We start from the raw sequence: 12,675 nt of genomic DNA, 5'->3' as shown, positions 1-12,675 counted from the left end.
ACTCGCCTACTCGCCGGCCTCGGCGTCCGACTCGCCATCGACCTCGAAGAGGCGCGCCGCCTCGCGGCGATCGATCGCGGCCGAGACGAGGCCCGCGAAGAGCGGGTGCGGGATGCCGGGGCGCGAGCGCAGCTCGGGGTGCGCCTGCGTGGCGATGTAGAAGGGGTGCTGCTCGGCGGGCAGCTCGACGTACTCGACGAGTGCGCCGTCGGGGCTGGTGCCCGAGAACGAGAGCCCCGCCGCGGCGATCTGCTCGCGATAGCGGTTGTTGACCTCGTAGCGGTGGCGGTGACGCTCGCTCGCCACGGGCGCGCCGTACAGCGTCGCGGCGAGGGATCCCTCGGCGAGCGCCGCCTCGTAGAGGCCCAGGCGCATGGTGCCGCCGAGGTCGCCGCCGTCGATGATGTCGACCTGCTCGGCCATGGTCGCGATCACCGGCACGGGGGTCTCGGGGTCGAACTCCGTGGAGGAGGCGCCCTCGAGGCCGGCCACGTTGCGCGCGTACTCGATCACCATGCACTGCAGGCCCAGGCAGAGGCCGAGCGTGGGGATGCCGTTCTCGCGGGCGAAGCGCAGCGCGCCGAGCTTGCCCTCGATGCCGCGGATGCCGAAGCCGCCCGGCACGCAGATGCCGTGGACGTCGCCGAGCGCCTCGAGCGCACCCTCGGGGGTCTCGCAGTCGTCGGACGGCACCCACTTGATGTTGACCTTGGTGGAGTGCGCGAAGCCGCCGGCGCGCAGCGCCTCGGTGACCGACAGGTAGGCGTCGGGCAGGTCGATGTACTTGCCCACGAGCGCGAGCGTGACCTCGCCCTTCGGGTGGTGCACCGCGTCGAGCACGGGCTGCCAGCCCGTCCAGTCGACGTCGTGGGCGCGCTCCTCGAGCCCGAGGTTCTCGACGATGATGCGGTCGAGCCCCTGGTCGTTGAGCAGGCGCGGCAGATCGTAGATGCTCGGCACGTCGATCGCGTTGACCACGGCTTTCTCCTCGACGTCGCACATGAGCGCGATCTTGCGCAGGTTGTCGTCGGTGACCGGGCGGTCGCTGCGCAGCACGAGCGCGTCGGGCTGGATGCCGATGGAGCGGAGGGCCGCGACGGAGTGCTGCGTGGGCTTGGTCTTCTGCTCGCCCGAGGCGCCCATGAAGGGCACGAGCGAGACGTGCACGAAGAACACGTTGTTGCGGCCGAGCTCGTGGCGCACCTGGCGCGCCGACTCGAGGAACGGCTGCGACTCGATGTCGCCGACCGTGCCGCCGACCTCGGTGATGATGACGTCGGGGCGCGGATCCTCCTCGGCCTGGAGGCGCATGCGGCGCTTGATCTCGTTGGTGATGTGCGGGATCACCTGCACCGTGTCGCCGAGGTACTCGCCGCGGCGCTCCTTCGCGATGACCGTGGAGTAGATCTGGCCGGTGGTGACGTTGGCCGCCTGCGACAGGTCGATGCCCAGGAAGCGCTCGTAGTGCCCGATGTCGAGGTCGGTCTCGGCGCCGTCGTCGGTCACGAAGACCTCGCCGTGCTGGAACGGGTTCATCGTGCCGGGATCGGCGTTGAGATAGGGATCCAGCTTCTGCATGACGACGCGCAGTCCGCGCGCGGTGAGCAGATTGCCCAGACTCGCGGCGGTGAGGCCTTTGCCCAGAGAGGAGACCACACCCCCGGTCACGAAGATGTGCTTGGTGATGCCTGTCCGGTCCGCGCGCTGCTCTGTTCCCACGGGCTTCGATCCTATCACTTGAAGGGGAGTCGCGGACAGCGGCCACCGCCCGCCCGCTCGGATCGCGCCCTCCCGCTCGCGCGGGACCCGCTCACCCCTGCCAGAATACGCGTCGGGCACCCGGAATCCAGCCCGTCGGCCGCGCGGCGGTTCGCGAACCCCGGGTCATCCTGCGCGCAGTCGCAGGATCCACGTCGGAGTACGATCCACGTTGGATCCTGCGACTCGCTCCGTTCGCGCAGGATGGCGGAGTGGGACCGCGCGCCGGGCAGCCGAAGTGAGCTCACCGTCAGGAGCGGCGCATAGGCTGGGGTGGGCGCGCAGCGCGCCCAGCACGAACGAGGAGACGGATGCAGCCAGCGAGCACGGGCACCGCGGGAACCGCCGCGACCACCGGGAACCCGACGGGGATCGCGGCCGCGGTCGAGGAGTCGGCCGCCGCACGGGGCATCACCCTCGACACCGCGCAGCGCTCCGTGCTGGGCGAGATCGCCGCCTTCCTCGAGGGCGGTCGCGCGACGGATCCGGAGCCCGCCGGCTTCTACGTGCACGGCCCGGCCGGCCGGGGCAAGACCTGGCTGATGTCGGAGATCTTCCGGGCCGCGCCGCTGCCCGAGTCCCGGAAGCGCCGCGTGCACTTCCACACCTTCTTCCAGGGGCTGCAGCGCCGCTTCGGCGCGCAGCTGAGCGCCCGCGCGGCCATCGAGGAGACCGTGGAGGAGCTGCTGAGCGGGGCGCGGCTGTTCTTCTTCGACGAGCTGCACGTGCACGACCCCGGCGGGGCGAGCCTGCTGAACCGCCTGCTCGACGAGCTCACCCGCCGAGGCGTGCCGACGCTGCTCACCTCGAACTACGAGCCGGAGGAGCTGCTGCCCAACCCCGTCTACCATCACGTCTTCGTGCCCGGCATCCGCATCATCCGCGAGCGCTTCGCCGTGCGCGCGCTCGACGGAGGCGCCGACTACCGGCGCGAGGGCGGTTCCGGCAGCGGGACGGGTTTCGGATCGGGCCGCTGGATCCTGCACTCCGATGACGACGCGATCCGCGGGGCCGGTCTCGCCCGCCCCGCCGCCGACGAGGCGACGACGGTGCTGCACGGGCACCGTGCGCTGCGCGCCCTGGCGGTGCGCGGGAGCGAGGTCTGGTTCGACTTCTCCGACCTGCTCGAGGCGACCTCGATCGCGGAGGACTACCTGGACCTCACCGCCGACTTCGACTCGTGGGTGCTCAGCGGGGTGCCGCCGCTGTCTCGGGCGAGCCGGGAGGCGCGGCAGCGATTCGTGGCGCTGCTCGACGTGCTGGTCGACGCCGATCTGCCGCTGATCGTGCTCGCCGACACCGATCGCGCCGGGCTCGTCGACATCGACGATCCCCCGGCTGATCTCTTCCGCGCCGAGAGCCGGCTCGCCCTCCTGCGGGGCGCGGCCGAGCCGGGTGGTGGCCAGCCCGGCGAGGGCTAGCGGGGCGAGGGCCTAGCGCAGCTCCTGCCGCGGCACCCAGACCTGTTTGATGATCATCAGCACCATCGCCGTGACCGGGATGGAGATGAGCGCGCCGAGCAGGCCGAGCAGGGTGCCGCCGGCGAGGGCGCCGATCACGACGAGCGCGCCCGGCACCGACACCACGCGGTTCATCACGCGCGGGGTGAGCAGGTACGACTCGATCTGCATGTAGATGAGGTAGTAGGCGGCGGCGATGATCGCCGTGGTCGGCGAGTTGAAGAGCGCCACGATCGACACGAGCACCGTGGCCGCGACGGAACCGATGAGCGGGATGAGCGCGAGCAGGAAGACGCCGACCGCGACCAGGCCGGCGAACGGCACGCCCACGATCGTCATCATGACGAAGCCGAGCACCGAGTTGATGAAGGCGAGCACCACCATGCCGTTGACGTAGCCGCCGACGGACTTGGTGACCTGCTCGGTGATGTCCATCACCTTCGCGCGGCCCGAGCGGGGCACGAGCGAGTAGAAGGCCCGCTTGATGGTGCGCAGCGAGGCCAGGAAGTAGAGGGTGAGGATCAGCACGATGAGGGCGGCCGTCAGGCCGTTCGCGATCCCGATGCCCGCCTGCCACACCCCGCCGGCGACCTGCGCCCAGTTCTCGGGATTGCTCACGAGGTCCTGGCCCATCTGCAGCAGGCCGTCGAAGTCGATGAACCGGCCGAAGCGGTCCTGCAGGTCGAGGAACCACTGCTGCTGCGTGACGTCGCGGAACAGGGCCGGGGCGCTGCGCACGAGCTGCGTGATCTGGTTCGCGATCATCGGGATGATGATGGCCAGCAGCCCGGCGATCACGAGCACGAAGCCGCCGAACACGACCGCGATCCCGAGCGGCCGGTTCAGGCCCTTGCGCTCGAGCCGGCGCACGACGGGGTCGAGGCCGAGGGCGACGAAGAGGGCCGCGGCCACGTACATGATGATGGTGCTGAGCTGCTCCACCATGGAGCCGAACAGCAGCGCGACGAGCACGCCGAGCGTGACCGTGAAGCCCAGCTGGAACGGGCCGCGCACCACATACTCGCGCGTGGTGTTCTTGGCGCGCTCCTCGCGGGCGTCGACCGCGGCCTCGCGGGCGTCGCGGTACATCTCGCGGGTGTCAGAGTCCATCTGCTCGATGTCGGCGTGCACCACGTCGGGGTGGTTGTCCATGTACGCGGCCTTCGCCGCAGCGTCATCGCTGAGGCCCGGCTTCGCGTCACGCCGCCTGCTTCGTCCGAACAACTTCGCCATGCTGGTGAGCGTAGCAGCCCGCGGCCCTATTCACGCTTCGCGCAGCGCCCGCGATTCGGCCGCAGGCTCGAGCAGGCGGGTGATTCGAGGATCCGGTCCGCCGCCGCGGGGCGACGACGGCGACCGGCGGGTTTCGGGGTTGTTGGCCGCGCAGGAGTGCGGTGGGAGAATGAGCGTGCTGTCCGGCTCTACCGGGCACCGGCTCCGGTCGGTGCCGCGCACGCGGACGACGCGCTCCGGTCGGGCTCAGCGCGACGAGGCGCGCGTCGCACGACCGGAGGAGCCCCCATGACGCGCGAAGCAGCGGCTCGCGAGCCGCATGTCCCGAGCAACGCCCGTACCGGTCGGTGAGGCGTCGCCGCCCGCGCCCGGGGCCCGGAGCCTGCGCTTCGCCCCGGTGATCGCTGCGGCAGGGCCGACCGTCTTCGTGGGGGTATTCCTCATCGAGGGCGCGCTCCGGCCCGGCTACTCGCCCCTATCCGAATACGTCAGCGCTCTCGCGCTCGGGCCGCGCGGGTGGCTGCAGATCGCGAGCTTCATCCTCTGCGGGGCCGGGGTGATGGGGCTTGCGGCGCTGACCCGGCGGGCGCTTCGTGCCCGCCGTGCCGGCCGGGTCGGAGCGGTGCTGCTCGGGATCATCGGCGCGTGCCTGCTCGCCTCGGGCCCGTTCGTGATGGATCCGGCGGGCACGTCCCCGGCTGCGCAGACCCCGCACGGCCTGGTGCACGGGATTCTCGGCGGCGTCGTGTTCCTGCTCATGCCCGTGGTGCCGTTCGTTCTGGCCGGGCCGCTGCGCCCGCCCGCCGCGCCCCGGTGGGCGTGGTGGGCCATGCTGGGCCTCGGGGCGGTGACCGCGATCGCGGATGCGGTGTTCATCGCGGTCACCGAATCCCCGAACCTCGTGACGGCGACCGAACCGTTCGGCGGTCTGATCCAGCGGACGGTCCTGATTCCGTTCATGGCCTGGTGCGTCGTGCTCGCGCTCGTATTGGCGAAGCCGCACGTGCCGACTCATCACGACGGCGGACGAGACGGAAGGTTGCGGGATGGCGACCGCGGATCGAACGGCTTGCTCCCGAGTTGAATCGGGGCGTCCGAGGTGATCCAAGAGACCCGGCAGGGGTGACGCGATCGACGGTGCCCGCGACGGGTGAAGGATCCGACGGAGGAGTGGGATCCCGCGCTAGTCGCGCAGCGCGAGGAGCTCGGCGGCGTGCTCGAGCGCGCTGCCGGAGTCGCTGAGGCCGGAGAGCAGCCGGGCCATCTCGGCGAGCCGGTCGTCGCCGTCGAGCCGACGGCAGCTGCTCTCGGTGAAACCGCCCGAGGAGTCCTTGACGACCTGCAGGTGGTTGTTGGCGAAGGCGGCCACCTGGGCGAGGTGCGTGACCACGATCACCTGCGAAGTGCGGGCGAGGCGCGAAAGGCGACGGCCGATCTCGATGGCCGCGGCCCCGCCCACGCCGGCATCGACCTCGTCGAACACGAAGGTGGGCACGGGATCGACGCCCGCCAGCACCACCTCGAGCGCCAGCATGACGCGCGACAGCTCGCCCCCCGAGGCGCTCTTGGCGATGGGGCGCGGCGCCGAGCCGGGGTGCGGGCTCAACAGCAGCTGCACCTCGTCGCCCCCCGAGGCGCTGAGCGTGTCGAGCGGCGACACCCGCACGACGAACTCGGCGTCCGGCAGGGCGAGCTGGCGCAGCTCCACCGTGACCAGCTCGGAGAGACGCGCGGCTGCGGCCCCGCGCAGTGCGGAGAGCCGATCCGCGAGCGCGCGCTCGCGCGCCGTCGTCGCCTCCAGGCGCGCGGCGAGCTCGTCGATGCGGTCGTCGTCGCCGTCGAGCTCGGTCAGCCGCCGCGCCGCACCCGCGGCGTACTCGACCACCTCGGCCGAGTCGGCGCCGTAGACGCGGAAGAGGGCGTTCAGCGCCGCGAGCCGCTCGTTCGCGCTCGCCAGCTCGCCCGGCCCCTCCTGGTCGAGGTCGGCGGCGTAGGCGGCGAGCTCGCGCGCCGCGTCGGCCACCTGGAAGCTCACGCTGCGCAGCGTCTCGAGCACCGCGGCGAGCCGCTGGTCGTGGTCGGCCACCCGCTCGACCTCGCGAACCGCCTCGTCCACGAGTTCGCCGGCGTCTCGGCTCATCGGGTCGTCGGAGTCGCTCGAGAGCGCCTCGTGCGCCGTCTGCGTCGCCGCGCGCAGGGTCTCGACGTTGCTCAGCAGGTCGATGCGCTGCGCGAGCTCCGACTCCTCCCCCGGCTGCGGATCCACCGCGGCGATCTCGTCCAGCTCACCCCGCAGCCGAGCCGCCTCGGCGGCGCGCTCGTCGCGCGCGCCCGACAGCTCGGAGACCTGCTCGGCCAGCTCCTGCCGCTCCCGGTGCGCGGCGCGGTACTCCCGCAGCACGGCGGCGAGCTCCTCGCCGCCGAAGCGGTCGAGGGTGTCCCGCTGCGCCGCGAGCGACTTCAGCCGCAGCTGCTCCGACTGCCCGTGCACCGCGAACAGCCGCTCCGCGAGGCGCCCCAGCGATCCGACCGGCGCGCTCGCCCCGCCGACGCTGGCCCGGCTGCGCCCCTCGGCGCTCACCGCGCGGCTCAGCACCAGCTCGCCGTCTTCGACGTCTCCGCCCAGATCCTCGACGATCTCCGTCACGACCGGGTCGTCGACGCGCACCACGCCGCCCACCCGCGCCTGCGAGGCGCCCCCGCGCACCGCGCCCGCGTCGCTGCGCTCGCCCATGAGCAGGCCCAGGGCGCTCACCACCATGGTCTTGCCCGCACCGGTCTCGCCAGTGATCGCGGTGAAGCCGGGCCCGAGCGGCAGCGTCGCGTCGGCGATGACCCCGAGATCCCGGATCCGCAGCTCCTCGATCACGCGACGCCCTCGCCCTCGCGCCGGGAGCCGCGCCAGCCCGAGACGGGCAGGTGGAACTTGCGCACGAGACGGTCGGAGAACACGCCCTCGTTGAGGCGTGCCAGCCGCACCGAGTGCTCGGAGCGGCACACCTGCACGATCGACCCGGCCGGCAGCTCCGTGCGGCGGCGGCCGTCGCACCACATCACCCCCGGCCCGATGTTCTCGGGGAGGATGCGCACGCTCAGCACGGAGTCGGTGCCCGTCACCAGCGGCCGATCGAACAGCGCGTGCGCCGCGATCGGCACCATCAGCATCGCCTGCACGCCCGGCCACACCACGGGTCCGCCCGCCGAGAACGCATAGGCCGTCGACCCGGTGGGGGTGGCGAGCACCACGCCGTCGCACGCGAACGACGACACCGGCAGTCCGTCGACGCCGATCTCGACCTCGAGCATGCGCCGGCGCTTCTCGACGCTCGCCTCGTTGAGTGCCCAGGTGTCGGCGATCACCTCGCCGTCGCAGGTCGCCCGCACGTCGATCGTCAGGCGCTCCTCGACCGTGTAGTCGCGCCGCAGCACGCGATCGATCGTGGACGCGAGATCGTAGCTCTCCATCTCGGCGAGGAAGCCGACGTGGCCCAGGTTCACGCCCACGATGGGGCACTCGGATCCGCGCAGCAGCTCGGCCGCGCGCAGGATCGTGCCGTCGCCGCCGAGCACGATGGCGACCTCGAGCTCCTCGACCGCGACGTCGCGTCCGAGCTGCGCGATCTGCTCGATCTCGATGTGCGGCGCGAACTCCTCGCGGTCCTGCGCGTCGAGCACGGGGAGCACCCCGGCCGCCCGCAGTGCCGATACGGCCTCGACCGTGGCGAACACCGCCTCGTCGCGGTGGGTGTGCGAGACGATGAGGAATCTCCGCACGCCTTCGTCCTGCGTGGTGGTCATGATCCTCCCTCCGGCCGCGTGTCCGACTGCGCGGATCGCGCAGGAGCTCCGCAGAGCCGCGCGATCCGCTGCTCCCATTCTGTCGGATCGGGCGCCTGCGCGCCCGCACGTTCTCCCCGCGCGAAGTGCACGAGGAACTCGCGGTTGCCGCTGCCCCCGGCGATCGGCGATGGGGCGAGGCCATGCGCCCCGAGGCCGAGCTCGAACCCGGTGCGCAGCACGGCGCGGATCGCCTCGGCCCACTGCGCGGGATCGGTCACCACCCCGTCGCGCACCCGGCCCACCTCGAACTGCGGCTTGATGAGCAGCACCAGGTCGGCATCGGGGGCTGCGCTGCGCGCGATCGCGGGGAGCACGAGCGTGAGCGAGATGAACGACAGATCGGCGACGACCAGGCTCGGCCGCTCGGCGATGCCGGTGTCGGCCGCGAGTCCCCCGGGCGTGAGCTCGCGCGCGTTGCACCCCTCGACGAGGCGCACGCGCGGATCGTCGCGCAGCTCGCGTGCGATCTGGTCGCGGCCCACGTCGATCGCCTGCACGGCGGTCGCGCCGCGCTCGAGCAGCACCTGCGTGAACCCGCCCGTCGACGCGCCGACGTCGAGGGCGATCCTGCCCGCCGGCTCGACGCCGAAGCGGTCGAGCCCGGCGATGAGCTTGTGCGCGGCGCGGCTCACGTAGCGATCGTCGGCGGTGACCACGACGCGGGATCCGGCCTCCACCCGAGCCCCGGCCTTCGCCGCCCGAGCGCCGTCGAGCAGCACGCCGCCGCCCGCGATGAGCTCGGCGGCGCGGCTGCGGGATCGGGCGAGTCCGAGCTGCGGCAGCACGCGGTCGAGCCGCTCGGGCGCACCGGCCCACACCGCCGCCCGGAGGTCGTCCCGTTCCGGTTCGGCGGCACCGGAGAGCGCGTCAGGCGCCACCGTGGTCGCCCCGCTGCAGCTCGGCGAGCAGTTCGTCGTGCAACTGCTCGAAGCCGGCCGCGCGCTGGGTCAGGGGCTGCGCCTCGATGAGATCGATGCGTCCGAGCAGTCCGTCCTCGTCGCGCGCCGCGGACGACTCGGCCGACTCGGCCGACCCGGCCGGGCCGGCCTGCTCCGCCGTGCGATCCTCGATTCCGCTCATGAGAACAGCCTAGCCGCCGCCTCCGACGTCGAGCGCCTCAGAAGCGCCAGTGATCCTCGTAGAGGATCTCGGGAACCCGCAGGCCGTAGATCGCGAGGCCCGACGCCCAGATCGCGGCGCAGCCGGCGCGCAGCAGGTCGAGCGGCGAGTCGCCCTCCGCCACGACCTTCGCGACGTGGCCGTCCATGCGCACCTTCGCGGCGCCCACCCGCACGGTCCCGTCCTTCAGGCGCTCGGTCGCGGGATACGGCTCGTGCAGCTCGGCGAGCGACGCGACGATGTAGTCGGGCTGCATGTCCCGCGACGCGGCGACGAGCTGCTTGGGCCTGTCGACGCCGGTGAGCACGTGCAGCGACGGGATCTCCGCCGCACGGGCGCCCTTGATGTCGGTGTCGAGCCGATCGCCGATCATGAGCGCGTTGCGGGTGCCGAAGCGCTCGAAGGCGGCCTCGAAGATCGGGGTCTCGGGTTTGCCCGCGAAGACCGGCAGGCGCTGCACCGCGGTGTGCACGGCCGACACGAGCGTGCCGTTGCCCGGCGCGAGACCGCGGGCGACGGGGATCGTCCAGTCCGTGTTGGTGGCGATCCAGGGCAGCGGATCTCGGCCCGGTCGCTCGGCGAGCGCGAAGGCGGCCTCCGCCAGCTGCTCCCACCCCACGTGCGGGGCGAAACCCTGCACCACGGCGGCGGGATCGTCCTCGGCGCTGCGCGTCACCGCGAAGCCGGCCTTGCCGAGTTCGTCGACCAGCCCGTCGCCGCCCACGACGAGCACGCGCGAGCCGGCGGGCACGGTGCGCGCGAGCAGTGCCACCGCGGCCTGCGGGGAGGTCACGACGTCGTTCGTCTCCGCGCGCAGCCCGAGCTCCCGCAGGTGCTCCGCGACCGCATGGTCCGTGCGCGAGGCGTTGTTGGTGATGTACGCGAGCGGCACCGATTCGCCGGCCCGGTTGAGCTGCTCGACCGCACCCGGGATCGCACCCGGTCCGCGGTAGACCACCCCGTCGAGATCGGCGAGCAGCAGCTCCCGCTCCGCGATCGGCGCGGGCCCGAGCTCCGAGGTCCTCCTCCCGAACAGCCCCACTACGCGTCCTTCCCGGTCGCCTCGTCATCGGGATCCTCGCCGGGCCCGGCCTCGACGATGCCGGCCTCGGCCAGCAGCTGATCGACCTCGGCGGCCACTTCCGCCTCGAAGCTCGCGGGTGCTGCGTCCACCGGCTCAGGCGCCACCGGCTCGTCGGCGGCCGCGTGCTCATCATCGGCGCGATCCTCGTCGATGCGATCCTGATCGGCGCCTTCCTGATCGGCGCCTTCCCGATCGGCGTCGCCCTGGTCGGCATCGGAATCGGCGCCGGCCTCGTCGGCCTCGTGCCGCTCATCGGCGTCGTGCTCCTCGGCACCCGGCTCGTCGGCAACCGACTCATCGGTAATCGGCTCACCGGTACCCGGCTCGTCGGGGTCCTGCTCGTCGTCGACGTCTGCTCGGGACTCGTGGATCTCGAACACCTCGAGCTCGTCGAGCGCGCCGAGGTGATCCTGCAGCGCGGCCGCCGCGCGATTCGCGTGCTGCTGCCAGGTGCGGGCGTCCGACTCGCGTCCCAGGTCCTCGAGCACCGCGGCGTAGGCGGCGAACAGGTCCGGGCTCCAGGAGAAGGCCTTCTTCGGGTTGAGCTCGGGGATCTCCAGCTCGAACAGCGCCTGCTGCGTCTGGCCGAGGTCGAGGCGAGCGCCGGACATCGCGATCGCGAGGTGCACGCGCTGTTCGGTGTCCAGTCGCGCCTTGTCGACCTCGAGGCCGGTCTCGATGGCCTTCTCGGGACGCCCGAGGCCGCGCTCGCAGTCCACCATGAGCGCCACGTGCCCGTCCTGGCCGCTCAAGCGGCGGTAGGTGCGCAACTCGCGGAGCGCGAGCGCGAAGTCGCCCATCCGGTAGGCCGTGATCGCGAGCGTCTCGCGCGTCACAGGGATGCGGCCGGCCCGACGGCTGGCGGAGAGAGCGTGCTGATGTGCGAGCTCCACATCGTCGTCGATCAGCAGCGCGACCATGGCCAGGTGGCGCGCCACGCGATCCTGGATGTCGACCTGCAGGGTCTTCAGCTCGTTGCGGGCGGCCGGGTGCAGATCCTTCGCCTGCACGTCCTCGGGGATCACCGGGTCCTGGTGCTCCGCCCGCACGGGCCGCAGCTCGTGCTGCAGACGCTCGGCCTCGCTGTACTCGCGATCGCGGCCGCCGCGGTCGCTGCGTCCGCCGCCGCGGGTGCCGCCCCGCCCGTACTGCTCGCGATCGTCGCGGCGGGGGCGGTCGGAACCGCGCTCGCCGCCCTGGCGCTCACCGTCGCGGCGGGGACGGCGATCATCGCGGTCGCCGAAGTCCCGGCGCGGGCGGCGGTCGCCGCCGTCACGAGACGGGCGGCGGTCGCGATCACCGTAGGGACGGCGATCATCGCGATCCCCGTACTCCCGGCGGGGCTTGCGGTCGTCGCCCTCGCGACGGGGCCGGCGATCATCCCGGTCGCCGTACTCGCGGCGGGGCCGCCGATCATCCCGGTCGCCATACTCGCGGCGGGGCCGCCGATCATCCCGGTCGCCATACTCGCGGCGGGGGCGCCGGTCGTCGCGGTCTCCCGGATCTCGACGGGGCCGGCGGTCGTCGCCGTCCCGGAAGGGACGACGATCGTTGCGGTCGCCGGAGTCCTGACGCGGACGCCGATCATCGCCATCACGACGGGGCCGACGATCGTCGCGATCCCCGTACTCCCGGCGCGGGCGGCGCTCGTCGCCGTCCCGGTTCGGGCGGCGATCGTCGCGCTCACCGGAGGGGCGCCGATCATCGCGGTCCCCGTAGTCACGGCGGGGCTTGCGGCCGTCGCGGTCGCCCTGGCCGCCCTGGCCGCGCGATCCGCCGCCGTAACCGCGCTCGCCCTGCGAGCGGGGCCGGCCGCTACCGCCTCCGCGCCGCTCGTCCCGCCCGCGGTCGCCCTGGGGCCGGGAGGAGCCCGTGCGTCGCGATCCGTCGTACTTCCGGGGCCCGCGATCCGCGGATTCGTCCCGCTGGGGTCGATCGTTCATGGGTGCCTCCCGGAGTACGCTGTTGAGCTGTTGCGAGTCTACAAATGAAAAGAGGGCCGTACAGTGAGCGCCAGCTCTGGCATTCACTGTACGACCCTCGAAAAGGTGTCCGGCGGTGTCCTACTCTCCCACGAGGTCCCCCTCGCAGTACCATTGGCGATGTCAGTCTTAGCTTCCGGGTTCGGAATGTGTCCGGGCGTTTCCCTGACGCTATGGCCGCCGTAACTCTATCAACATG

Annotated in this window: 11 protein-coding genes and 1 rRNA gene; 3 read left to right on the top strand and 9 right to left on the bottom strand. The window is 72.4% G+C overall.

Annotated elements, in window-relative coordinates; translation table 11 throughout:
- Positions 1-6: 6 nt before the first annotated feature.
- Positions 7-1,719 (bottom strand): CTP synthase, encoded by a 1,713-nt coding sequence (locus ACWKZU_RS12395; RefSeq protein ID WP_449282634.1) that lies wholly within the window; start codon positions 1,717-1,719, stop codon positions 7-9.
- A gap of 350 nt (positions 1,720-2,069) precedes the next feature.
- Here ACWKZU_RS12395 and zapE point away from each other — a divergent pair, with 350 nt between their 5' ends.
- The gene (zapE, locus tag ACWKZU_RS12390) at positions 2,070-3,179 is read left to right on the top strand and encodes a cell division protein ZapE (protein WP_449282633.1); all 1,110 of its coding nucleotides are present in this window, start codon (positions 2,070-2,072) and stop codon (positions 3,177-3,179) included.
- 12 nt (positions 3,180-3,191) lie between these two features.
- Here zapE and ACWKZU_RS12385 read toward each other — a convergent pair whose 3' ends face one another.
- Positions 3,192-4,451, bottom strand: coding sequence for an AI-2E family transporter (locus ACWKZU_RS12385; RefSeq protein ID WP_449282632.1), 1,260 nt, complete (start codon positions 4,449-4,451; stop codon positions 3,192-3,194).
- A gap of 319 nt (positions 4,452-4,770) precedes the next feature.
- On the opposite strand from ACWKZU_RS12385, the gene ACWKZU_RS12380 reads away from it, so the two are divergent.
- Entirely contained in the window at positions 4,771-5,535 is a 765-nt protein-coding gene (locus ACWKZU_RS12380) for a DUF998 domain-containing protein (protein ID WP_449282631.1), read from the top strand.
- A 99-nt stretch (positions 5,536-5,634) separates the two neighbouring features.
- Here the strand turns inward: ACWKZU_RS12380 and recN are convergent, their stop codons facing one another.
- From recN to ACWKZU_RS12350, 6 genes are read right to left on the bottom strand one after another with little or no spacing between them, the layout of a single operon-like run.
- The gene (gene recN, locus ACWKZU_RS12375) at positions 5,635-7,320 is read right to left on the bottom strand and encodes a DNA repair protein RecN (RefSeq protein ID WP_449282630.1); all 1,686 of its coding nucleotides are present in this window, start codon (positions 7,318-7,320) and stop codon (positions 5,635-5,637) included.
- On the bottom strand, positions 7,317-8,249 hold the full coding sequence (locus ACWKZU_RS12370) for an NAD kinase (protein WP_449282629.1): 933 nt from the start codon (positions 8,247-8,249) through the stop codon (positions 7,317-7,319). The genes recN and ACWKZU_RS12370 overlap by 4 nt, the downstream gene beginning before the upstream one ends.
- Positions 8,246-9,109 (bottom strand): TlyA family RNA methyltransferase, encoded by an 864-nt coding sequence (locus ACWKZU_RS12365; protein ID WP_449282656.1) that lies wholly within the window; start codon positions 9,107-9,109, stop codon positions 8,246-8,248. Before ACWKZU_RS12365 ends, ACWKZU_RS12370 begins: the two co-directional genes overlap by 4 nt.
- 49 nt (positions 9,110-9,158) lie before the next feature.
- Positions 9,159-9,371 carry a hypothetical protein gene (locus tag ACWKZU_RS12360; RefSeq protein ID WP_449282628.1) on the bottom strand — a complete coding sequence of 71 codons (213 nt, stop codon included), beginning with the start codon at positions 9,369-9,371 and terminating at the stop codon, positions 9,159-9,161.
- A 37-nt stretch (positions 9,372-9,408) separates the two neighbouring features.
- A complete protein-coding gene (locus ACWKZU_RS12355) occupies positions 9,409-10,452 on the bottom strand; it encodes an HAD-IIA family hydrolase (RefSeq protein ID WP_449282627.1) in 1,044 nt (347 codons plus the stop codon).
- Positions 10,452-11,543: a hypothetical protein gene (locus ACWKZU_RS12350; RefSeq protein ID WP_449282626.1), complete on the bottom strand. Its 1,092-nt coding sequence runs from the start codon at positions 11,541-11,543 to the stop codon at positions 10,452-10,454. The genes ACWKZU_RS12355 and ACWKZU_RS12350 overlap by 1 nt, the downstream gene beginning before the upstream one ends.
- Here ACWKZU_RS12350 and ACWKZU_RS12345 point away from each other — a divergent pair.
- Positions 11,529-12,485: a hypothetical protein gene (locus ACWKZU_RS12345; protein WP_449282625.1), complete on the top strand. Its 957-nt coding sequence runs from the start codon at positions 11,529-11,531 to the stop codon at positions 12,483-12,485. The two genes, ACWKZU_RS12350 and ACWKZU_RS12345, sit on opposite strands and share 15 nt — an antisense overlap.
- Positions 12,486-12,544: 59 nt before the next feature.
- Here ACWKZU_RS12345 and rrf read toward each other — a convergent pair.
- Positions 12,545-12,661: ribosomal RNA gene (rrf, locus tag ACWKZU_RS12340) — 5S ribosomal RNA — on the bottom strand.
- Positions 12,662-12,675 lie beyond the last annotated feature (14 nt).

Source organism: Leucobacter sp. (assembly GCF_053528595.1).
Note: the sequence above shows the minus strand (reverse complement) of the source record. Positions and strands in the feature narration are given on the sequence as shown.

Excerpts from the sequence above, each read along its gene's own strand:
- ACWKZU_RS12370 (WP_449282629.1), bottom strand. The coding sequence starts at position 8,249 with ATGACCACCACGCAGGACGAAGGCGTGCGGAGATTCCTCATCGTCTCG.
- ACWKZU_RS12385 (WP_449282632.1), bottom strand. The coding sequence starts at position 4,451 with ATGGCGAAGTTGTTCGGACGAAGCAGGCGGCGTGACGCGAAGCCGGGC.
- ACWKZU_RS12380 (WP_449282631.1), top strand. The coding sequence starts at position 4,771 with ATGTCCCGAGCAACGCCCGTACCGGTCGGTGAGGCGTCGCCGCCCGCG.
- ACWKZU_RS12360 (WP_449282628.1), bottom strand. The coding sequence starts at position 9,371 with ATGAGCGGAATCGAGGATCGCACGGCGGAGCAGGCCGGCCCGGCCGGG.
- zapE (WP_449282633.1), top strand. The coding sequence starts at position 2,070 with ATGCAGCCAGCGAGCACGGGCACCGCGGGAACCGCCGCGACCACCGGG.